We start from the raw sequence: 20,425 nt of genomic DNA on the forward strand, positions 1-20,425 counted from the left end.
CCTTATTTTGTAAATGGGCGGGTAAGTAACCCGACAGGGCCGGTGGTATACCAGCGACGGTTGCCGCGACTGCGGGAATCGCGACCGACGGCCTGAGTCAGGCGGTCAAGAATAATGGCGAGGATCACAATCCCCACCCCGCCGACGGTCGCCAGCCCCATATCGAGACGGCCAATACCGCGCAGCACCATCTGACCCAGACCGCCGACGGCAATCATCGAGGCGATAACCACCATCGACAGCGCCAGCATCAGCGTCTGGTTGACGCCAGCCATAATGGTCGGCATCGCCAGCGGTAACTGAACCTTAAACAGCATCTGCCGCGGGCTGGCGCCGAACGAACGTGATGCCTCGATCAGGTCCGCCGGCACCTGGTTGATGCCAAGAATCGTCAGACGGACAATAGGCGGCAGCGCAAAGATAATGGTCACTACCACGCCTGGCACGTTGCCGATACCGAACAGCATCACAATCGGCACCAGGTACACGAACGCGGGCGTGGTCTGCATGGCGTCGAGCAGTGGCCGGACGATCTTCGCCGCGCGCGGACTGCGCGCCAGCCAGATCCCCATCGGCAGGCCAATCGCCACGCAGAACAGCAGGGCGGTCAGTACCAACGCCAGGGTAATCATCGCCTGCGACCAGGCGCCGATCGCGCCGATCGCGATCAGCGAGATCAGCGTCGCCACGCCCATCCCAACGCCGGAGATCTGCCAGGCGAGCAGGGCGAAAATAACAATCGCTATCGGCGCAGGCATACCCAGCAACAGTTGCTGAAAGCCGTTAAGAATGTAATCCACCGGGACACGTATGCCCTGGAAAACGGGACGGAAATGGGTTACGACCCAGTCGATCCCGTGCGTGACCCAGCTGTCGAGCGGGATCAGGGTTTTATGGAACGGATCCAGAATAGAAAAATGCTCTGGCGCCGGTGCGGGCGCGCTGGTCAGCCAGTCTGCGCCACCGCCGTCAGTCGGCGTGCTGGCCGCCGAGCCCCAGGCGTCGGCGGACTGAGCGGCGCTATCGGCCGCCGGTGCGGTATCCCACGGATTCGATTGATCAGCCATTATTTGCCCCCTCGCGATCTAAAGCCTGTAGCAGCATGCGTTTTGAAATGATGCCGACATACTGTTGTTCTTCATCGACAACCGGCACCGCGCACGGCGCCTGTCCAACATGAGAGAGCAACTCGCTAAGCGGAGTTTGCGCATCAACGGCCAGCGGTTCGTCAATTAACGCGCCTTCGATCCCCTGAGTCTGGCTTAATGCGCTTTTTAATGAGTCGATAGAAACCACGCCCACATATTTATTTCCGCGCTCAATTACGTAGCCAAATTCCCGGTCTTCATCCTGCAATAATTTCAGTGCCGAACGCGGGCCGAAACCTGGCGTTTTACGAATCAGCCCCACCGGACTGCGACGGGCAATATCTTTCGCGCTAAACACCTGGCTAATATCAACGCCACGGAAGAATGTGCGCACATAATCATTGGCCGGATTATTGAGAATTTCGTCCGGTGTACCGACCTGGACCACTTCGCCATTTTGCATAATGGCGATACGGTCGCCAATGCGCATCGCTTCGTCGAGATCGTGGGAAATAAACACAATTGTGCGCTGATGCTTTGCCTGCAGTTTTACCAGTTCATCCTGCATTTCGGTACGAATTAACGGGTCGAGGGCTGAGAAGGCCTCGTCCATTAATAAAATGTCAGGGTTAATGGCTAAGGCGCGGGCCAGACCAACACGCTGACGCATGCCGCCGGAAAGTTCGTCAGGCCAGGCGTGCGCGTAATTCTCCAGACCGACCTGGCGTAAGGCGTCCAGCGCTTTTTCCCGGCGTTCCTCGGCGGAGACGCCTGCTAATTCCATGCCGAAAGCCGTATTATCCAGCACGGTCATATGCGGCATCAGCGCAAATGACTGGAAGACCATCGCAATCTTTTTTCTGCGCACCTCGCGAAGTTCAGCTTCGGATATTTTTGCAATATCCACGCCGTCGATCAGTACCTGTCCGCGGGTGGGTTCAATCAGGCGATTGAGAAGGCGTACCATTGTGGATTTACCCGAACCGGATAATCCCATGATGACAAATATCTCGCCTTCTTCAATGGCCAGACTGGCGTCTTTTACGCCAAGCGATAGCCCTGTTTTTTCCAGAATTTGCTCTTTCGAAAGTCCTTTTTCAATATACTTGAAGGCGCGTTGCGGATGCTCTCCAAATACCTTGTATAGATTCTTAACTTCTAATTTAATTGCCATGCAATAGAAAGATTCCCGTTATTTATTTATGTCGATATGTTACCCGATAGAAATAGTCACTTTTTTCTACCCTAACATACTGAGAATCTGAGACAACCCTGAATGTGTGAATTGGTGAAATAGCCCCAGGGGGAATTTGCCGGAATTCCCCGTGATATAAGGGCTGATCGCAAGTGTAAAAAAATGATATTTGTGGACACGGACAGGCAAAATTCGCCTGGATGAGGAAGCATTCAGGCGAATAAGGCATCAGTGAATGAGTGTAGTTCACTCGACGATATTTGTGTGATAAAAACGCGATCCGTAAAAATATTTACCCGAAAACTGTCGGGCTATTTTTAAGATAATTTGCGTTAAAAATTCCAGTCTTCATCTTCGGTTTCGACGGCTTTGCCCATGACGTAGGACGAGCCTGAACCGGAGAAAAAGTCATGGTTTTCATCCGCGTTTGGCGACAGCGCCGCGAGAATCGCCGGGTTAACCTCCGCCATCTCTGCCGGAAACAGCGCGTCATAGCCGAGGTTCATCAGCGCTTTATTGGCGTTGTAGCAGAGAAACGCTTTCACGTCCTCCGCCCAGCCGGTGTCGGCATACAGTTCTTCGGTATAGCGGACTTCGTTGTCGTACAGATCCATCAGTAAATCCAGCGCGAAGTTCTTCAGTTCTTCACGCGTCGGTTCCGGCAGTTTCTCCAGTCCTTTCTGGTACTTATAGCCAATGTAATAGCCATGCACCGCCTCGTCGCGGATGATGAGGCGGATCAGATCGGCGGTGTTGGTCAGTTTGCCGCGGCTGGAGAAATACATTGGCAGCCAGAAGCCGGAATAGAACAGAAAAGACTCAAGAAAAACACTGGCAATCTTCTTTTTCAGCGGTTCGCCGTGGGCGTAATGCGCCAGAATAATCTGCGCTTTGCGCTGGAGCGGCGCGTTTTCTTCACTCCACGCGTAGGCGGCATCGACATCTTTCGTCTGACAGAGCGTCGAGAAGATTGAGCTGTAGGAGCGGGCATGCACGGCTTCCATAAAGCTGATGTTCGACAGCACCGCCTCCTCGTGTGGAGTGAGGGAATCGGCCATCAGCGACGGCGCGCCAGCGATATTCTGAATGGTGTCGAGCAGCGTCAGCCCGGTAAAGACGCGGATAGTGAGCTGTTGCTCCGCCGGGCTTAAACTTTGCCATGCCGGAATATCGTTCGACAGCGGCACCTTTTCCGGCAACCAGAAGTTGCTGGTCAGGCGATTCCACACCTCCAGATCTTTGTCATCCTGAATCTTGTTCCAGTTAATGGCGCTCACGCGTGTTAATGTCATTCCGCTCTCCTTACAGTGCGCACGAGACGCAGCCTTCAATTTCAGTGCCTTCCAGCGCCAGCTGGCGCAGCCGGATGTAATACAGCGACTTAATGCCTTTTCGCCAGGCGTAAATCTGCGCTTTGTTAATGTCGCGAGTGGTCGCAGTGTCCGGGAAAAACAGGGTCAGCGACAGCCCCTGATCCACATGGCGCGTCGCTTCGGCATAGGTGTCGATGATTTTTTCCGGGCCGATCTCATACGCATCCTGATACATCGCCAGGTTTTCATTGGTCATAAACGGGGCAGGGTAGTAAACGCGCCCGGTCTTGCCCTCTTTGCGGATCTCCACCTTCGAGACAATCGGATGAATGCTGGAAGTCGCATGATTAATGTACGAAATCGAGCCGGTGGGCGGCACCGCCTGTAAATTCTGGTTGTAAATGCCGTAGCGCATCACGTCGTCGCACAATTGTTGCCACATTTCGCGCGTCGGCAGGGTAATGCCGCTGCGGGCGAACAGCGCGCGAACTTTCTCTGTTTTGGGCTGCCAGTTGCCCTGCAAATACTGGGTGAAATATTCTCCGCTGGCGTAACGCGATTGTGAGAATCCGGCAAAGGTCTGACCGCGCTCTCGCGCCAGCAGCATCGAGGTGTTTAGCGCATGCCAGGTGATGGTGTAGAAGTAAAGATTGGTGAAATCCAGCCCTTCCGGTGAGCCGTAGGCAATGCCTTCGCGCGCCAGATACCCGTGCAGGTTCATTTGCCCAAGCCCGATCGCATGTGACGCGGCGTTGCCCGCCTCTATCGACGGCACGCTACGGATGTGGCTCATGTCGGATACCGCTGTCAGGCCGCGGATAGCCGTTTCCACGGTGCGCCCGATGTCTGGCGAATCCATAGTATGAGCGATATTCAGCGAGCCAAGATTGCAGGAAATGTCGTGGCCGACCTGCGCGTAGTCGAGATTTTCATCATAGGTGGAAGCGCTGTTAACCTGCAAAATTTCCGAGCACAGGTTGCTCATATTAATACGGCCAGCAATGGGGTTCGCGCGGTTTACCGTATCCTCAAACATGATGTACGGATAGCCGGATTCGAACTGAATTTCCGCAAGCGTCTGGAAGAAGTCGCGGGCGTTAATGTATGTTTTGCGCACCCGCGCGTCGGCGACCAGCTCATCATAAAGCTCACTAACTGCGATATCGCCGAACGGTTTGCCGTAGATGCGCTCCACGTCATAAGGAGAAAACAGCGCCATTTGCGCGTTCTCTTTTGCCAGCCGAAAGGTCACGTCCGGGATCACCACCCCAAGTGAGAGCGTTTTGATGCGAATTTTTTCATCGGCGTTTTCGCGTTTGGTATCGAGAAAGCGCAGGATATCCGGGTGATGCGCATGCAAATACACCGCCCCCGCCCCCTGACGCGCACCGAGCTGGTTGGCATAAGAAAACGCGTCTTCCAGCATCTTCATGACCGGGATCACCCCGGAGGACTGATTCTCAATGCGCTTAATCGGCGCGCCCGCTTCCCTCAGGTTAGAGAGCAGAAACGCCACGCCGCCGCCGCGTTTTGATAGCTGGAGCGCGGCGTTCACCGCCCGGCCAATCGATTCCATATTGTCTTCGATGCGCAGCAGGAAGCAGGAAACCAGTTCGCCACGCTGCTGTTTTCCGCAGTTTAAAAAGGTCGGCGTGGCGGGCTGAAAGCGCCCCGAGAGCATTTCGTCGGTTAGCCGCGTGGCCAGCGTTTCATCCCCCTGTGCGAGCGTCAACGCCACCATCACCACCCGGTCTTCAAAGTCTTCCAGATAGCGTTTGCCATCGAAGGTTTTCAGCGTATAGCTGGTGTAAAACTTCCACGCCCCGAGAAAGGTTTGAAAGCGAAAACCGCTGGCGTGAGCGTGAGCAAACAAATCCAGCACGAACCGGCGATCGTAGCGGCTCAACACGCCGCTATCGTAATAGCCTTCGTTAACGAGCGTGTCGAGTCGTTCCTGCTGGCTGCTGAACGTCACGGCGTTAGGGCGAACGTGGGCGGCGAAAAAAGCATCCACCGCCTCGCTGTCTTTTTCGAACTGAATACGGCCTGCTTTATCGTACAGATTGAGCATCGCGTTCAGCGCGTGGTAGTCCCGTTTTTCCTGCATTACGCGTTCTGCGGTTGTCGTTGCCAAAATTCGCTTACTCCTTTTCGGACGTTCTCAATGTCGGCTGGCGTACCCATTAGCTCAAAGCGATAAAGCCAGGGAACGGCGCATTTTTGGGCGATCACGTCGCCTGCGCGACCGTAGGCTTCACCAAAGTTGCGGTTGCCCGAGGCAATGACGCCGCGAATGAGCGCCCGGTTGTGTTCATCGTTTAAAAAGCGGATCACCTGCCGGGGGACCGCCCCCGCCGTACCGCCGCCCCCGTAGGAGGGCACTACCAGAATGTACGGCTCGTCTACCCGGATACGCTCGCGTTCATTCAGCGGAATGCGAATGGCGGGCAGCCCCAGACGCAGGATAAAACGGTGCGTATTTTCGGAGCTGCTGGAGAAGTAGACGAGCGGGTTCATGCGCTGGCCACGCGCGGTTCCGGATGCAGGCGGTTGATCATGTCCGGGCGGAATCCCGACCAACTGATGTCTCCTGCAATGACGACTGGCAGTTGGCGAAAGCCCTGTGCGCGCAGCGTATCCGCAGCGTCGGGTTTCAGGTCGACATTTACCATCTCAAAGTCAAAGCCCCGGCTTTCCATCGCCCGTTTCGTGGCGTGGCATTGAACACAGTCATTGCGAGTGTAAATAGTAATGCGCATGATTCGTATTTCCATTTAAAATGAAAAGAACGGCGCGATGTGACGCGTCGGTTGAGTGTGAGTTGATAAAGGGAATACTAGATGTAGTTGAAATAAGTTTCAACCATACAAGATATGGGAAATTCCGATTGATGGTGGTCCTGATGATGAGCTCAGCGGGAATGGGCTGCTATGGGCGCAAGTGAGTCGAATGGCGGTATCCAGTGGGTCATTGACGTTGAAGGCGCTCGGTCGCTGGCGTCGATGTTAAAGGGGCAAAAGGGGAGGAGGGCGGTAGAGCAACGGGGGGAAATCTTATCCGGCCCACTGTGCAGGCAGGCCGGACAAGCGTCACGCGGTTAGCGACGCAGGCTCAACAGCGCGCCAACAAAGATCCCAATGGCCGCCGCCGTTCCGACGCTGCACCACGGTTTCTCACGTACAAAGGTATCGGCGCAGCCAACGGCGTCACGTGCCGCTTGCGAAACGCGGGTACGACCCTGCATCCGCGCGCGGGTCTCTTTCAGCAGCGCCTGCGCTTTACGCCGCGCGGCTTCCGCTTCGTCCTTCGCATCGCTACCCCATGACTTCAGCACGGCTTCCAGGCTATCCGCTAACTGGTTGACGTCATTATGAATATCCTGCACGCCTTCATCTACATCGTTGCGGTTCGGTCTGTTAAACATATGATCCTCCAGTGATTTCGATGTCGCTTTTCAGTTTAGTTCATATTTTTAACTTCTGAGACGCATCACGGCGTTATCGCGTGTTTATGGACTTTTCTGAAAGCGTTGCTAATGCTGAATCAGGTAAGGTAAGCCCGCAGTAAAAGATAACGAGGAAAATATATGTATTTACGACCTGACGAGGTGGCGCGCGTACTTGAAAAAGTGGGGTTTACCGTCGATGTGGTGACACAGAAAGCGTACGGTTATCGACGTGGCGAAAATTATGTTTATGTGAATCGTGAAGCGCGCATGGGACGCACGGCGCTGGTGATTCATCCTACCCTGAAAGAGCGCAGTTCATCGCTGGCGGAACCTGCGTCGGAAATAAAAACCTGCGATCATTACCAGCATTTTCCGCTTTATTTAGCCGGCGAGACCCATGAACATTACGGTATTCCGCACGGCTTTAGTTCGCGTATTGCGCTTGAGCGATATTTAAATGGGCTGTTTGGCGAGGCTAAATAATTGAGCGACTGGCAAGGCCAGTCGCTCACGCTTCAGGCTTTGATCTGTTGGTAACGGCTAACCCGAAACAGCCGGCGGCAGTAATCGAGAAAATAGCCATACACCGCCCCCATCATCATCGATACCACGATATTCGAACTCACCGCTGCCGTAATCTGGTGCCAGTCTGCACCCACTGTCAGCAGGATCGCTACGTATACCGGCGACTGAAAGGTTACATACGCCAGCACATCCGCCAGATTTTTCATCCAGCCCGCGGAGCTTAAACGGCGCGCGCCTTTCATAAACAGATCGCGATACATACCGTATGGCCAGGCGATCAGAATATTAACCGGAATAGCGACCAGTCGCGATGACAGAGACTGTTCAAAGGTCATCCCGGAAAGAAAGATCTCAATCAACATGTTCACAACAGAACAATAAACAACCATCGCAAACGTGTCAGCGACGGCATGACGTAAGCGTGACTGCGGTGAGAACATGCTAATGCTCCTGTCAAAAGAGGATAAAATCGATAGTAAACAATCTTTGTATAGTGGTTTTGGGTGGTATTTTCGCTTGATGATAGATTATATGACTACCTTGTAACTATCAACTAGAGAAATCTTTTTATTTTTTGGCTTTTTGTCGATAAAATACTCTGCGGCGGCGCGTTTAGCGCGTTGCGTGGAGTTTTCGTTGTTCATAGAGTGGAAATCATTAAAAATCAGTGGGTTATTATAAAATGCCTGACGGCAAAGTTTGTTATAAGCGAAAATTTGACAAAGGTAGCGCCTGAGCTTATTCCGCTAGCGCATACGGCGCGCTAAAAATTAGCCTGAATATAATTCAGAAAGCATTAAAGAATAGGGTGATGGGCACGCCAGAGAATGAGAACGGAATAATACCCGTGGTATTATTACCTCTGGAAAATGATTTTATGATCGAATACACTACCCGGCGTAATACATATGTTTTAGCGTTATAAGGTTTTAATTATTATGAATGTGATGTTACATAACTTAAATAATATTCGCACATTACGCGCAATGGCCCGCGAATTCTCCATTGACGTCCTTGAAGAAATGCTCGAGAAATTCAGGGTGGTCACTAAAGAAAGACGCGAAGAAGAAGAACAGTTACAGCGTGAACGTCAGGAACAGCAGGAGAAAATTAAGACGTGGCTGGAACTGCTGAAAGCCGAGGGAATTAACCCGGAGGAGTTATTTGCCGGTGAAAAAGCGAACGTGCGCGTGACTAAAAAACGTCAACCGCGCCCGGCGAAATATCGCTTTACCGATGTAAATGGCGAAAGTAAAACCTGGACCGGCCAGGGGCGTACGCCGAAACCGATCGCCAAAGCGCTGGCGGAAGGAAAATCCCTCGACGATTTCCTGATCTAATCACAACGGCGGTGAGACAATGCTCACCGCTTATTTCACTCAGGCGCGTGCGCGCGACGATTCCACGGCATTTTATCAAGCAGGCGCGCCATGCCGCAAAAGCCGGTTAATCCGGCAAAGACTAATCCCGCGCCGACAAAGCCGCTCAGCAGAAAAAAGCCGCTGCTCAGGGTATAGCCCAGCACCACGCCTGCCAGTGTCAGCCCGCCTGCGGCGATCTGCACCTGACGCATCAAAGGCAACGGCTGCGATTTATCTTCCACTGTCGGTAATCCGGCGTTTTTCCAGCCCTCGATCCCCCCCTCAAGCAGCCAGGCTTCTGCCGGCGCGGCGACAGCTTCCAGCCTTGCCGCGTTGTTTTGCGTGCGCTTGCCCGACTGGCAGTGAAAGATAATCTGCTCGCTTCGCAGCTGCGCCGGTAAACCGTGTAGCTCCAGCGTGGGCAACGGGGCGAGCGCCGCCTGCGGTATGTGTTCACGCAGATACTCGTCGGCGTCGCGAACGTCAATCAGTTTTGCGCCTGCGGCGATACGCGCCTGCGCTTCACGCGCGGTAAGTGTCCCGATAGCCATGTTCACTCCTTATGGACAATAAAGGTTTTTTAGTGTGGCAATGAGTGCATTCACCGCCGTGTTCTTAATGGAATAGAGAATACGCTGGGCGTCGCGCTGACTGTCGATAAGCCCTTCATCGCGCATTCGCGCCAGATGCTGAGAGGTGGCTGACGCGCTAAGCCCTGTGATGCGCGCCAGCTCGCCCGCGCTGGTGCCAGGTGAACCGCAGAGCATGCACAGGATCAGCAAACGTTTAGGGTTACTCATTGCTTTAAGCAGGGCCGCCGCCTGTTCAGCGCTGGCCTGAAGCTGTTCAAGATCGTTCATGGTTAATTTAGTTTTTGCTAAGTTAAGTAGATTCTAAAGTAATGGTAAAAAGAGCGCCAGTGTAAAGAGCGTAAAAGAGGGTAAAAGCGAAAGGCGAAACTGGCGGGTTGGCGTAAAATTACTATGCTTAGAGATAAAATCTCTTTTTAAACAAAGATTAATTTGCATGTATGGAGTGTGTATGGGTTTCTGGAGAATTGTATTTACCATTATTTTACCGCCGCTTGGCGTTCTGTTAGGTAAGGGGTTTGGCTGGGCCTTTATTCTGAATATTGTGCTGACCCTGCTGGGCTATATCCCGGGTCTGATCCACGCCTTCTGGGTGCAAACCCGTAGCTAAGGTCTTTCTTAACCTGTTACCCGCCCGGGGCATTCTGCCAGCCGGGCTTCGTTTCTTAATGGCTTTCGGAATTTTAAGCGAAACTTTCTGCTACACTTCGGGTGTATTTATTGCAAACAATCGAGGTGAATATGGGACTTTTCAACTTTGTAAAAGACGCTGGCGAGAAACTTTGGGATGCCGTAACCGGTAATCACGATAAAGACGATTTAGCGAAAAAAGTACAGGATCACCTGAACAAAACCGGTATTCCGGATGCTGATAAAGTGAATGTGCAAATTGCCGACGGTAAAGCGACGGTAACCGGCGACGGCCTGAGTCAGGAAGCGAAAGAAAAAATCCTGATTGCGGTCGGGAATATTTCCGGTATTGGTAGCGTAGAAGATCAGGTGAAAACCGCCGCGCCCGCCGCGGAAAGTCAGTTCTATACGGTGAAATCCGGCGACACCTTAAGCGCTATTTCTAAACAGGTATATGGTAACGCTAATCTGTATAATAAAATCTTCGAAGCGAATAAGCCGATGCTGAGCAGCCCGGATAAAATTTATCCCGGACAGGTTCTGCGTATTCCGGAAGAATAAAAGCAGTCACGGCTTTTCCATTCGCAGCTTGCCGGACATGGCTTGCTGAATAACGGGAATAGGCGTCAGCATATGCTGGCGCATTAATTCACTGGCGCGCCCGGCATCGCGCGCCAGAATCGCCTCTGTCAACGCCTGATGTTGCTCGTGTTTATCCTCAAGCATCTCTACCGACAGTACCGTAGTGCGCAGCCAGATAAAGCGATACCGTGCTGCCAGATCGAACAACCGCTCGCGCATTTGCAACAGATAGCGCGAACCGCATCCGGCAACAATGGCGGTATGAAACGCCTGATGACGTAAATCCCACTCGTCAAGCAGTTGTTCGCTGGCGTGGCTGGCTTCCAGTTTGCTCAGCATATGCGCCCGCGCCAGGATCTCTGCTTCCCATTCATCATCGCCACGCGCAATGGCCAGCCCGACCAGCATCGCCTCCATATTGGCGCGGGCGTCGAAGATATCGAGCAGTTCCTGCTCGGACATCGACGCGACCCGATAGCCTTTCTGATTTACCACAGTAACCAGCCGCTCAGCCACCAGTTGAGACAGCGCCTCTCTGAGCGGGCCGACGCCCAGCGCATAACGTGACGTGAGTAAGCTCATGCGCAGCTTTTCATCCGGCTGGTACACACCGCGAATAATGTCATTCTTGAGCCAGCGGTATCCATCAATGGCCGTCGGATGCGAAATGGCGGTCATGGTCTTACTCCTGAACAGAACGCCCGGTCTGCGCAGGGATCAGCGCTACCGGGTAGGGTGCATGGGTGACTTATGCCACAATACCAGCTTTTTCCAGCGCGACATAATCGGTACGGTACAAACGATACCGATACCTAACAGACAGGTGGAAATCACCTCCAGCTGCTGCGCGGGCCGAAACAGCATCACCACCAGCACAAAGCAGATAAAACCGATCACCAGCCAGGTGAGCCACGGATACAGCCACATTTTAAGGGTGAGTTCGCCGCCTTCCGCCAGCAGGATTTTACGCATCCGCAGTTGCGACACGGCGATCACCAGATAAACCAGCAGGGCGATGGCGCCGGAACTGTCGATCAGAAATTTAAACACTTTCGCGGGCGCGTAATAATTCACAACCACCGTCAGAAACGCTGCGCCGGTCGACAGCAGCACCGCCACGTAAGGCGTTTTGCTGCGGTTGGTTTTCCCCATTATCGCCGGGGCATCGCCGCGGCGGCTCAGGGAATAGAGCATACGGGAAGCGGTATACAGCGCGGAGTTCAGACAGCTGGTCACCGACAGCAGGATCACTGCGTCCATAATCAGTTTGGCGTGAGGAATATTCAGTAACTCCAGCACCGAGCGATACGATCCTGTCTCCTTCAACCCTGGCGTATTCCACGGGATCAGCGCCACGACCACAAAGATAGAGCAGAGATAAAAGAGTGAGATCCGCCAGATCACCGAGTTAGTGGCGCGAACGATGTGCTTATCCGGCGTGTCCGATTCGGCGGCGGCAATGGTCACGATTTCCGCCCCCATAAAGGAAAACATGGTGATCAGCATTGCGCTCAGCACCGCGCCAAAACCGTTGGGCATAAAGCCGCCGTGATCCCACAGGCGCGAAATGCCGCCAACCTCGGCCCAGGGATAAAAGCCGCTTATCGCCGCCGCGCCCAGCGCGATAAAGGCCAGAATGGCAATCACTTTGCACAGCGCCAGCCAGAACTCAAACTCACCGTAGTTTTTGACGCTCAGCAAATTACTGCCGGTTAATGCCAGCGTGATGACCAGCGAGAACAGCCAGATGGGGATCCCCGGTATCCACGAATGAAGAATGATCGCCGCAATATTGGCTTCAAGCGGAATGACCAGCACCCAGAACCACCAGTACAGCCAGCCGATGGTGTAGCCTGCCCAACGTCCGATGGCCTTGTCGGCATAGGTGGAAAAGGACCCCGTGTCCGGCGTGGCGACGGCCATTTCCGCCAGCATTCGCATTATCATCACCACCAGCAGCCCGGCAAACAGATAGGCCAGTAGTACCGCAGGACCGGCCTGGGCGATGGCGACGCTGGAGCCGACAAACAGACTGGCGCCAATAACCCCGGCGATAGACAGCATGGTGACGTGGCGTGATTTCAGCCCGCCCCCTAAATCATGTGATTGCGACAGTTGCCCCATACTTTTACCCCGTTATTGTTATGTTGCCCGTTTGCCGGATGGCGCGTTGCTGATACAGACTGGGCATCCGGCTTTCAACGATGCCCGTTCCGGACAAAAAAGATCATGACAGACCGATGCACATATATTTGATTTCTAAGTAATCTTCGATGCCATATTTCGATCCTTCACGGCCAAGACCGGAAGCTTTGATCCCGCCAAACGGCGCGACTTCGTTGGAGATAATGCCGGTGTTAATTCCCACAATGCCGTACTCCAGCGCTTCACCGACGCGAAAAACGCGGCTTAAATCGCGAGCGTAGAAGTAAGCGGCAAGGCCAAATTCGGTGTCATTCGCCTGACGGATGACGTCGGCTTCGTCGCGAAAGCGGAACAACGGCGCCAGCGGACCGAACGTCTCTTCTTTAGCGACCTTCGCGCTGGCCGGTACGTCTACCAGAATCGTGGGCTGGAAGAAATTGCCCCCCAGCGCGTGCGACTCGCCGCCGGTGAGCACCCGCGCCCCTTTCGCCAGCGCGTCGGCAATGTGCTCCTGGACTTTACCGACCGCTTTGTCGTCGATCAGCGGCCCGGTGGTCACCTCCGGATCCAGGCCGTCACCGAGGCGCAAGGTTTGCACCGCCTGATGCAATTTTTCTGCAAAGCGTTCATATACCCCCTCCTGCACGTACAGACGGTTGGCGCAGACACAGGTTTGTCCGGCGTTACGAAACTTCGACGCCAGCGCGCCTTCGACGGCTTTATCGAGATCGGCATCGTCAAAAACGATAAACGGTGCATTGCCGCCCAATTCCAGCGACACTTTCTTAATGTCTCTGGCGCACTGCTGCATGAGCTGTCGACCAATTTCCGTCGAGCCGGTAAACGACAGTTTGCGCACCAGTGGATTGCCGGTGAGTTCGTTGCCTACTGCGCTTGCCGACCCGGTCACCACGCTGAACACGCCCGCTGGAATCCCCGCCCGGTTCGCCAGTTCGGCCAGCGCCAGCGCGGAAAAGGGAGTCTGGCTGGCGGGCTTCAGCACCATCGTGCAGCCTGCCGCCAGCGCCGGACCGGCTTTTCGGGTGATCATTGCCGAAGGAAAATTCCACGGGGTGATCGCGGCCGTCACGCCAATCGGCTGCTTGATGACAATCAGACGTTTGTCGGCCTGATGTCCCGGAATCGTGTCGCCGTAGATCCGCTTGCCCTCTTCGGCAAACCATTCAATAAACGATGCCGCATAGCTGATTTCCCCTTTGGCCTCCGCCAGCGGTTTTCCCTGTTCCAGGGTCATCAGACGGGCGAGATCGTCCTGGTGCTCCAGCATCAAATTGAACCAGCGACGCAAAAATGTCGCCCGCTCTTTGGCGGTGAGCGCGCGCCAGGCGGGCAGGGCACGGTTTGCGGCGTCAATGGCTTCGCGGGTTTCCGCTGCGCCCATCTTTGGCACGCTACCCAGCGTCTGGCCGTTTGCGGGATTGACAACGCTAATCACTTCGCCGCTGCTGGCGTCGCGCCAGCGACCGTCGATAAACGCCTGCTGGCGGAACAAACCAGAATCATTAAGTTGCATAGGGGCTTCCTGTCGTAAAAAGGGTTAACGGGTAAAGGCGGCGTGTAAGGTGTCCACGCTGCGCGCCGCACGCAGTGTGCGCCCGGGGTTGCTTTGGCTGGCCAGCAGGGTTTGCACTTTGCTGACGATGTGCGCGCCGATAGGCATGGCCGACGTCGCTGCCGGCGAAGGCGCGTTGCAGGTGTGAACAGAACGCGGTGTGGTCACAAACAGAAAATCGTCGATCAGCTTGCCGTCCGGCGATACCGCCTGCGCCCTGACGCCCGCAGGCCACGGGTGCAGATCGGCGAGGGTCAGGCTCGGACAATATTTCTGCACCAGCCGCAAATAGCCGCTTTTGCACAGCGAATTTTTCATTTCGCCAAGCCCGGAACGAAGGTTTTTTTGCAGCACGCGACGAACGCCGGCGGAGCCGAAGATCTCCAGCGTATCGGCCAGCGAAAAGTCGCGCTTGCGATAGCCTTCACGTTTAAAGGCCAGCACCGCGTTTGGCCCAACGGTGACGCTGCCGTCGATCATGCGGGTAAGATGAACGCCCAGAAACGGCATCGCCGGATCGGGGATCGGGTAGATGAGATGATTGACGATCTGATTATGCTCTGGCGCCAGGCGAAAATATTCGCCACGGAACGGGCAAATGATAAAACCCGGATCGACGCCCAGCATTTTCACCAGCCGATCGGCCATCAGCCCCGCGCAGCTTATCAGCGTGGCGGCGTGATACTCTTTACCCTGCCGCGTTCGCACCACCACCCCTGCCGCATGCTCGTTCAGGGCGCTGACCTCCGCGTGATAGATCACCTCGCCGCCTCTGGCCTGGAAAATTTTCGCCATTGCCGCCGCGACGTCGCGATAGCTGACGATCCCGCTCGACGGCACGAAAATGCCGCCCAGACCGGTGATGTTGGGTTCACGCTCGCGAAGCGCATCGGCGTTCAGCCATTCGCGTTCCAGACCGTTGGCGGCGGTGCGATCCCACAGCGCGCGCATCCGTTCCATTTCCCGTTCCGAGGTCGCGACCAGCATTTTTCCGCAAGTGTTGTAACGGATGCCATTTTGATCGCAAAAGACTTTGGTGGCGCGGTTTCCGGCAAAGCAAAACTGCGCCTTCAGACTGCCAGGCGTGTAGTAAACGCCAGCATGGATCACGCCGCTGTTATGGCCCGTTTGGTGGCTGGCCGGGCCGGACTCTTTTTCCAGCAGCGCAATGCGGGCGTCGGGGTAGACGTCAATCAACTGCATGGCGGTCGACATGCCGATAATGCCGCCGCCGATAATCACAAAATCATACATCCGCTCTTCCTTCCCACTTAGTGATGCGTCTGGTAACGGTGGGCGGAATACGCGAAATAGCCGCGCTGGCGCATTAACTCACGGCGCAGATCCGGGTGCGGGGTAAAACGATCGCGCCCGTGTAGCCAGAACAGGTTATTGATCAGCAGGAACTTGCCTACCGGAACCGGGACGGAAAGAATATTTTTGCTGGTTTCCAGCGCATCAGAAAGCTCGCTCAGCCAGACGCCTTCCTCAAAATCTTTCGGCTGGACGAACTGGTCAATGTAGCGCATCACCGGGCGACCCTGCGGGTCCACGTCAAACACCGGATGGAACACGTCCTGGCTGACGTTTTTGCTCGGCGGCGCGGCAAAGCGCATTGGGCGACGCGCCAGCGGATGGCGGAAGTATTCTTCCAGATGCTCCCAGTCGTCGAGATGCAGCAGCAGCGAGTTGCCGCCGGTCATATTCTGCTCGTCAATTTTCATCATCAGCACAAAATCGGTGATCTCCTCAACGTAAGTCCCGTCGTTGTGCAGCTCCATCACCCGGTGCGGCTGGCGCAGGTAGCTGTCAGAGTTGTCCACGTTTTTGACCACAAAGCGCGCATAGTACTGGCCGCTCATCGCATCGAAATTCGAGCGCCCGATGAGATGCGCCACTGCCGTCGCCAGCTTGACCATGTCGTCGGCCTGACTAACGTTATCGATCCCTTCAGCATTGATCAGTAACGCCCCTTCGGCGCGATCCAGCAATGTTTTCAGCAGCAGCGGTTGCAACTGATTGCCGCACAGATCGTCGAGGATCTTCGCGACCTTAAAGCGCAGGAAGGATTTATACTCCAGCGCCTGCACCGGCCACTGCGCTACCTGCGTGAGGAACGCGTTTGTGGTTGGGGCGGAAAAAGTCAGCTCCAGCAGTCGCGAAGACTGGGCTGAAGGCGTCAGGGTGAACCCGCTATAGCGTTGATCGGTGTCTTCAGGGGTCGGTTTTACGGCGGTCAGTGCGTTCATCGGAAACATTCCTCTCTGTGAGTCGTCGGGGAGTCAGGGTGATGCTCATTTCGTAGCCATAAATTAAAAATATCTACATTTTTAATAAACGCGCACAAAATAATCGCTAATGTGTATTTTTTGTGATCTATAGCTACAAATATTTAACATTGCGGGTTTCTGATTGACGCCGACGACAGGACAGAGTGGGGAAGAAAAGATTGAGGAATCCGTGAGTTAGCCTAAACTAACGCCGTTTATCGCGCGTCAGGTACGCAGCACAACGGGATTAACGTCATGATTAAACACGGCTTTCGTCGGCTGAAATGGGTAAGCGCCGGACTGATCGCGCTGATTAAGCACGTCTCCCTGACGTTGCTGGCGGTACTGATTCTCTTTCTTGGCGTGCGGGTTTATCAGACCGAACGCGGTCCCGACCTTCAGCTCTGGCATACCTGGCATGGCGAGGAAATGTCCGCGAAGACGCTGGAGAGTGCCACCTTTGCGCAATATCAGGCGCACGAGGCGCGCTTATTCGACGCGCTGAAAGTCGAGATCAGCGACAAGCTCGGCGCCGAACAGCAAACGCCGATCAACCGCTACTGGGCCGGAAGCCGGGTTTATCCTCAGCAGTTTACGCCGAACGGAAATCGTTCATTCGTCCTGCTGCCGCAGGGGGCGCCGCGTGGCGCGGTGGTCATGTTGCATGGTTTAACCGACTCGCCGTACAGCCTGAAGCACGTGGCGCAGCGCTACCGGCAGTGGGGGTATATCGTCGTGGTACCGCGTTTGCCCGGACACGGCACCGCCCCCGGAGCGCTGACTGACGTGGCATGGCAAGACTGGCTGGCAGCGACGCGGCTGGCGATACGGGAAGCGACGCGGCTTGGGGGGCGTGACCTGCCGTTGCATCTGGTGGGTTACTCCAACGGCGGTGCGCTGGCAATGAAATACACGCTCGACAGCCTGGAGGACGCGTCTTTGCGTCGTCCCAGCCAGATAGTACTGCTGTCGCCGATGATTGGCGTCACCGCTTTCGCCCGTTTTGCCGGACTGGCCGGTCTTCCGGCATGGTTTCCGGCGTTTGCCAAAGCGGCGTGGCTCAACGTGACGCCTGAATATAATCCTTTCAAATACAATTCGTTTCCGGTTAATGCCGCGCGCCAGTCGTATCTGCTGACCCGCGCGCTGCAAACGCAGCTCGTCGACGACGCGAAGCGCCGCCGTTTAACGGCATTGCCGCCGGTGCTGACCTTTCAGTCAGTGATGGACTCCACCGTCAGCACCCACGCGGTAGTGGACTCGCTGTATCGTTATCTTCCGGCAAACGGCAGCGAACTGGTGCTGTTCGATATCAACCAGGCTGCCAGTCTGCGCCCGCTGTTGCGAACGTCTTCTTACACCGCTGCCGCTACGCTGTTGCCGCCAGCGCCGCGCGCTTACCGCGCCACGGTCATCGCTAACGCCGCGGCAGACACGCTGGCGGTTGTGGCGCGCGACACGGCAGCCGGGAATCAGGAAGAAAAGATTCAGCCTTTGCATGAAGTCTGGCCGCAGGAGATGTATTCCCTGTCGCACGTAGCGGTGCCATTTCCCGTGACCGACTCCCTGTATGGCCTGAAACCGGAGCAGATAAACCGCTATGGGCTGAGTATGGGGACGATTGCGTTGCGTGGTGAGACTGGCACACTGCTGGTGGGAGCAGACACACTGATGCGCGTCACCTCGAATCCGTTCTTCGGTTATCTTGAAGAACGGATCGAGGCAGTTGCCGCGCCGCAGGATTAGCCAACTTCAATCTGCGGCTTTGCCTGACGTTTACGGATGATGCGTAACACGGGAGGGACGATAATCACTGCCACCGCCATCACCAGCAGGGTTTTGGTCACGCCGCTTTCCCACAGAATAGCCATATTGCCGTTGCTGATGGACAGCGCGCGGCGCAGGTTCTGTTCGAGCATTTCGCCGAGGACGAAGCCTAAGATCAGCGGTGACATCGGGAAATGCATCTTGCGCAAAATATAGCCCAGCACCCCAAGCGCCACCATCAGCACCAGATCGAAGGTGGTGCTGTGGACCGCGTACACGCCAACCGCTGAAACAGCGGCGATCGCCGGGACCAGAAACCACAGCGGAATGGTTAGCATGCGAGTAAACAGGCCGATCAGCGGGATATTCATGACCAGCAGCATCACGTTGGCGATCAGTAGCGCGGCGATCAGCCCCCAGACGATGTCCGGTTGTTCAGTAAACATCGCCGGGCCGGGTGTGATGTTGTACAACGTTAGCGCGCCCATCATCACCGCGGTAGTGCCGGAACCGGGAACCCCCAGCGTTAACATCGGGATAAACGAGCCACAGGCCGACGCGTTGTTTGCCGCTTCCGGCGCCGCCACCCCGCGAATATCGCCTTTGCCGAAGCTGTCGCTGTTGCCGCTGATTTTCTTCTCGGTCATGTAGGTGATGGCGCTGGCAATCGTCGCGCCCGCGCCGGGCAGCACGCCGACAAAGAAACCTATCACCGACGAGCGCAGCGTCGTGCCGGCACACTGAACGCCTTCTTTCAGATTAAACATCATCCGTCCGGTTTTACGGACCAGCGTTTGCCCGCTGCTGGTGTGCTCCAGCATCAACAGGATTTCAGACACTGAGAACAGGCCGATCACCACGACGATAAACTGAACGCCGTCGGAAAGGTGAACGCTGTCAAAGGTAAAGCGATACACCCCGGTATTAGCGTCCACGCCGACGGTAGCAAGACCCAGTCCGATCAACGCGGCGAGAAACGATTTCAGCGGGTTTTGCGCCATCATGCTGCCGAGGCAGGCGATGGCAAACACCATCAGCGCGAAATATTCCGCCGGACCAAACGCCAGCGACCATTGCGCCAACAGCGGCGCGAACAGGATGATCCCGCCGATGGCGATCAACGAGCCAAAGAATGAGCTGACCGCGGAAATCGACAGCGCGACGCCGCCGCGCCCCTGTTGCGCCATCGGGTAACCGTCAAGGGCGGTCATGATCGCCGCCGCATCGCCGGGTACGTTGAGTAAAATCGACGAGATGCGCCCGCCATATTCACAGCCGATGTACACGGTCGCCAGCAGGATCAGCGCCGACTCGGCGGGCAGGTGCAGGGCAAAGGCCAGCGGCAGCAAAATCGCCACGCCGTTGATTGGCCCAAGTCCGGGCAGCAATCCGACAATGGTGCCGACAAAGCAGCCAATCAGCGCGATCAGCAGATTTTCCGGGGTCATCGCCACCGCGAAACCCTGAGAAAGATATATCCAGGTATCCATCATTTCTCCGTTAACTCAGCCAGGCGCCGAGCGGTAAGGTGACGTCGAGCAGGCGGTCGAAGGCGTACCAGAGGGCCACACCGAGGATCACGCCGGAGATCCCCGCCGCAGGTAGCGTGGCGCCGAACAGCAGGCCAATGACCAGCGTCAGGATCGCGGTGGCGACGGGAAAGCCCAGCCATTCAAAGCCCCAGGCGTACATCAACAGGATGATGACCATCGTCAACAGCTTTTGCAGCACGTGACGGCGTGGCCAGTCCACCACATCCGGATGGCGCAGCAGTAGCGCCAGCGCGCACAGCGCCATCAGGCCAATGATCCCCAGAGGAAACGGGCGTGGGCCGACCGGCTCGTAGCTGTATTCACTCTGGATCTGCCAGGCGATAAACAGCCCAGCGATACAGAGCAGCAGCCAGATCCCGGCGAAAATACGATCGCTCATGGAGGC

General features: G+C 55.6%; 22 protein-coding genes. 5 read left to right on the forward strand and 17 right to left on the reverse strand.

Features of this window, described 5'->3' with window-relative positions:
• Positions 1-2 precede the first annotated feature (2 nt).
• The 7 genes from proW to APU02_RS02455 form a co-directional block, all read right to left on the reverse strand.
• On the reverse strand, positions 3-1,067 hold the full coding sequence (proW, locus tag APU02_RS26015; protein WP_060569137.1) for a glycine betaine/L-proline ABC transporter permease ProW: 1,065 nt from the start codon (positions 1,065-1,067) through the stop codon (positions 3-5).
• Positions 1,060-2,262 carry a glycine betaine/L-proline ABC transporter ATP-binding protein ProV gene (proV, locus tag APU02_RS02430; RefSeq protein WP_060569138.1) on the reverse strand — a complete coding sequence of 401 codons (1,203 nt, stop codon included), beginning with the start codon at positions 2,260-2,262 and terminating at the stop codon, positions 1,060-1,062. The genes proW and proV overlap by 8 nt, the downstream gene beginning before the upstream one ends.
• Before the next feature lie 353 nt (positions 2,263-2,615).
• Positions 2,616-3,575: a class 1b ribonucleoside-diphosphate reductase subunit beta gene (gene nrdF, locus APU02_RS02435; protein ID WP_042288515.1), complete on the reverse strand. Its 960-nt coding sequence runs from the start codon at positions 3,573-3,575 to the stop codon at positions 2,616-2,618.
• 10 nt (positions 3,576-3,585) lie between these two features.
• Positions 3,586-5,730, reverse strand: coding sequence for a class 1b ribonucleoside-diphosphate reductase subunit alpha (gene nrdE / locus APU02_RS02440; protein WP_060569139.1), 2,145 nt, complete (start codon positions 5,728-5,730; stop codon positions 3,586-3,588).
• Positions 5,703-6,113 (reverse strand): class Ib ribonucleoside-diphosphate reductase assembly flavoprotein NrdI, encoded by a 411-nt coding sequence (nrdI, locus tag APU02_RS02445; RefSeq protein ID WP_042288511.1) that lies wholly within the window; start codon positions 6,111-6,113, stop codon positions 5,703-5,705. The genes nrdE and nrdI overlap by 28 nt, the downstream gene beginning before the upstream one ends.
• A complete protein-coding gene (gene nrdH, locus APU02_RS02450) occupies positions 6,110-6,355 on the reverse strand; it encodes a glutaredoxin-like protein NrdH (protein WP_060569140.1) in 246 nt (81 codons plus the stop codon). The genes nrdI and nrdH overlap by 4 nt, the downstream gene beginning before the upstream one ends.
• Before the next feature lie 338 nt (positions 6,356-6,693).
• Positions 6,694-7,020: a DUF883 domain-containing protein gene (locus tag APU02_RS02455; protein WP_042288505.1), complete on the reverse strand. Its 327-nt coding sequence runs from the start codon at positions 7,018-7,020 to the stop codon at positions 6,694-6,696.
• 162 nt (positions 7,021-7,182) lie between these two features.
• Here APU02_RS02455 and APU02_RS02460 point away from each other — a divergent pair, with 162 nt between their 5' ends.
• On the forward strand, positions 7,183-7,527 hold the full coding sequence (locus tag APU02_RS02460) for a DUF2002 family protein (RefSeq protein ID WP_042288502.1): 345 nt from the start codon (positions 7,183-7,185) through the stop codon (positions 7,525-7,527).
• A gap of 32 nt (positions 7,528-7,559) precedes the next feature.
• Here APU02_RS02460 and alaE read toward each other — a convergent pair whose 3' ends face one another.
• The gene (alaE, locus tag APU02_RS02465) at positions 7,560-8,009 is read right to left on the reverse strand and encodes an L-alanine exporter AlaE (RefSeq protein WP_060569141.1); all 450 of its coding nucleotides are present in this window, start codon (positions 8,007-8,009) and stop codon (positions 7,560-7,562) included.
• A gap of 498 nt (positions 8,010-8,507) precedes the next feature.
• On the opposite strand from alaE, the gene stpA reads away from it, so the two are divergent.
• Positions 8,508-8,909 (forward strand): DNA-binding protein StpA, encoded by a 402-nt coding sequence (gene stpA, locus APU02_RS02470; protein WP_042288495.1) that lies wholly within the window; start codon positions 8,508-8,510, stop codon positions 8,907-8,909.
• 35 nt (positions 8,910-8,944) lie between these two features.
• On the opposite strand, the gene APU02_RS02475 is transcribed toward stpA, so the two are convergent.
• The gene (locus APU02_RS02475) at positions 8,945-9,481 is read right to left on the reverse strand and encodes a rhodanese family protein (protein WP_060569142.1); all 537 of its coding nucleotides are present in this window, start codon (positions 9,479-9,481) and stop codon (positions 8,945-8,947) included.
• A gap of 9 nt (positions 9,482-9,490) precedes the next feature.
• Complete coding sequence (locus tag APU02_RS02480; protein ID WP_060569143.1) at positions 9,491-9,790, reverse strand: metalloregulator ArsR/SmtB family transcription factor; 300 nt, start codon at positions 9,788-9,790, stop codon at positions 9,491-9,493.
• 181 nt (positions 9,791-9,971) lie between these two features.
• On the opposite strand from APU02_RS02480, the gene APU02_RS02485 reads away from it, so the two are divergent.
• On the forward strand, positions 9,972-10,130 hold the full coding sequence (locus APU02_RS02485) for a YqaE/Pmp3 family membrane protein (RefSeq protein ID WP_042288486.1): 159 nt from the start codon (positions 9,972-9,974) through the stop codon (positions 10,128-10,130).
• Positions 10,131-10,261: 131 nt separating this feature from the next.
• Entirely contained in the window at positions 10,262-10,711 is a 450-nt protein-coding gene (gene lysM, locus APU02_RS02490) for a peptidoglycan-binding protein LysM (protein ID WP_042288484.1), read from the forward strand.
• A gap of 6 nt (positions 10,712-10,717) precedes the next feature.
• Here lysM and csiR read toward each other — a convergent pair whose 3' ends face one another.
• From csiR to glaH, 5 genes are all read right to left on the reverse strand, one after another.
• Complete coding sequence (gene csiR, locus APU02_RS02495) at positions 10,718-11,410, reverse strand: DNA-binding transcriptional regulator CsiR (protein WP_042288480.1); 693 nt, start codon at positions 11,408-11,410, stop codon at positions 10,718-10,720.
• 45 nt (positions 11,411-11,455) lie between these two features.
• Positions 11,456-12,856: a GABA permease gene (gene gabP / locus APU02_RS02500; RefSeq protein ID WP_042288477.1), complete on the reverse strand. Its 1,401-nt coding sequence runs from the start codon at positions 12,854-12,856 to the stop codon at positions 11,456-11,458.
• Between the two features lie 103 nt (positions 12,857-12,959).
• Complete coding sequence (gabD, locus tag APU02_RS02505; RefSeq protein ID WP_060569144.1) at positions 12,960-14,411, reverse strand: NADP-dependent succinate-semialdehyde dehydrogenase; 1,452 nt, start codon at positions 14,409-14,411, stop codon at positions 12,960-12,962.
• Positions 14,412-14,435: 24 nt separating this feature from the next.
• Complete coding sequence (gene lhgO, locus APU02_RS02510; protein ID WP_060569145.1) at positions 14,436-15,704, reverse strand: L-2-hydroxyglutarate oxidase; 1,269 nt, start codon at positions 15,702-15,704, stop codon at positions 14,436-14,438.
• Positions 15,705-15,721: 17 nt separating this feature from the next.
• Positions 15,722-16,699 carry a glutarate dioxygenase GlaH gene (gene glaH, locus APU02_RS02515; protein ID WP_060569146.1) on the reverse strand — a complete coding sequence of 326 codons (978 nt, stop codon included), beginning with the start codon at positions 16,697-16,699 and terminating at the stop codon, positions 15,722-15,724.
• Positions 16,700-16,978: 279 nt separating this feature from the next.
• Here glaH and APU02_RS02520 point away from each other — a divergent pair, with 279 nt between their 5' ends.
• Positions 16,979-18,466 (forward strand): alpha/beta hydrolase, encoded by a 1,488-nt coding sequence (locus tag APU02_RS02520; RefSeq protein WP_239692841.1) that lies wholly within the window; start codon positions 16,979-16,981, stop codon positions 18,464-18,466.
• Here APU02_RS02520 and APU02_RS02525 read toward each other — a convergent pair.
• Entirely contained in the window at positions 18,463-19,977 is a 1,515-nt protein-coding gene (locus APU02_RS02525) for a tripartite tricarboxylate transporter permease (protein WP_042288462.1), read from the reverse strand. The genes APU02_RS02520 and APU02_RS02525 overlap by 4 nt on opposite strands.
• Positions 19,978-19,987: 10 nt before the next feature.
• Complete coding sequence (locus APU02_RS02530; RefSeq protein WP_042288459.1) at positions 19,988-20,419, reverse strand: tripartite tricarboxylate transporter TctB family protein; 432 nt, start codon at positions 20,417-20,419, stop codon at positions 19,988-19,990.
• Positions 20,420-20,425: the final 6 nt, after the last annotated feature.

The sequence above is a fragment of the Citrobacter sp. 50677481 genome, assembly GCF_001463265.1.
Classification (GTDB): Bacteria; Pseudomonadota; Gammaproteobacteria; order Enterobacterales; family Enterobacteriaceae; genus Citrobacter_A; species Citrobacter_A sedlakii.

What these genes read in the sequence shown, in the direction of transcription:
- APU02_RS02455 (WP_042288505.1), bottom strand. Translation starts at nt 7,020, where the DNA reads ATGTTTAACAGACCGAACCGCAACGATGTAGATGAAGGCGTGCAGGAT.
- proV (WP_060569138.1), bottom strand. Translation starts at nt 2,262, where the DNA reads ATGGCAATTAAATTAGAAGTTAAGAATCTATACAAGGTATTTGGAGAG.
- csiR (WP_042288480.1), bottom strand. Translation starts at nt 11,410, where the DNA reads ATGACCGCCATTTCGCATCCGACGGCCATTGATGGATACCGCTGGCTC.
- gabD (WP_060569144.1), bottom strand. Translation starts at nt 14,411, where the DNA reads ATGCAACTTAATGATTCTGGTTTGTTCCGCCAGCAGGCGTTTATCGAC.
- APU02_RS02475 (WP_060569142.1), bottom strand. Translation starts at nt 9,481, where the DNA reads ATGGCTATCGGGACACTTACCGCGCGTGAAGCGCAGGCGCGTATCGCC.
- alaE (WP_060569141.1), bottom strand. Translation starts at nt 8,009, where the DNA reads ATGTTCTCACCGCAGTCACGCTTACGTCATGCCGTCGCTGACACGTTT.
- proW (WP_060569137.1), bottom strand. Translation starts at nt 1,067, where the DNA reads ATGGCTGATCAATCGAATCCGTGGGATACCGCACCGGCGGCCGATAGC.
- APU02_RS02485 (WP_042288486.1), top strand. Translation starts at nt 9,972, where the DNA reads ATGGGTTTCTGGAGAATTGTATTTACCATTATTTTACCGCCGCTTGGC.
- APU02_RS02460 (WP_042288502.1), top strand. Translation starts at nt 7,183, where the DNA reads ATGTATTTACGACCTGACGAGGTGGCGCGCGTACTTGAAAAAGTGGGG.
- glaH (WP_060569146.1), bottom strand. Translation starts at nt 16,699, where the DNA reads ATGAACGCACTGACCGCCGTAAAACCGACCCCTGAAGACACCGATCAA.
- lysM (WP_042288484.1), top strand. Translation starts at nt 10,262, where the DNA reads ATGGGACTTTTCAACTTTGTAAAAGACGCTGGCGAGAAACTTTGGGAT.
- APU02_RS02480 (WP_060569143.1), bottom strand. Translation starts at nt 9,790, where the DNA reads ATGAACGATCTTGAACAGCTTCAGGCCAGCGCTGAACAGGCGGCGGCC.
- gabP (WP_042288477.1), bottom strand. Translation starts at nt 12,856, where the DNA reads ATGGGGCAACTGTCGCAATCACATGATTTAGGGGGCGGGCTGAAATCA.
- APU02_RS02525 (WP_042288462.1), bottom strand. Translation starts at nt 19,977, where the DNA reads ATGGATACCTGGATATATCTTTCTCAGGGTTTCGCGGTGGCGATGACC.
- stpA (WP_042288495.1), top strand. Translation starts at nt 8,508, where the DNA reads ATGAATGTGATGTTACATAACTTAAATAATATTCGCACATTACGCGCA.
- nrdI (WP_042288511.1), bottom strand. Translation starts at nt 6,113, where the DNA reads ATGAACCCGCTCGTCTACTTCTCCAGCAGCTCCGAAAATACGCACCGT.
- APU02_RS02530 (WP_042288459.1), bottom strand. Translation starts at nt 20,419, where the DNA reads ATGAGCGATCGTATTTTCGCCGGGATCTGGCTGCTGCTCTGTATCGCT.
- lhgO (WP_060569145.1), bottom strand. Translation starts at nt 15,704, where the DNA reads ATGTATGATTTTGTGATTATCGGCGGCGGCATTATCGGCATGTCGACC.
- nrdH (WP_060569140.1), bottom strand. Translation starts at nt 6,355, where the DNA reads ATGCGCATTACTATTTACACTCGCAATGACTGTGTTCAATGCCACGCC.
- nrdF (WP_042288515.1), bottom strand. Translation starts at nt 3,575, where the DNA reads ATGACATTAACACGCGTGAGCGCCATTAACTGGAACAAGATTCAGGAT.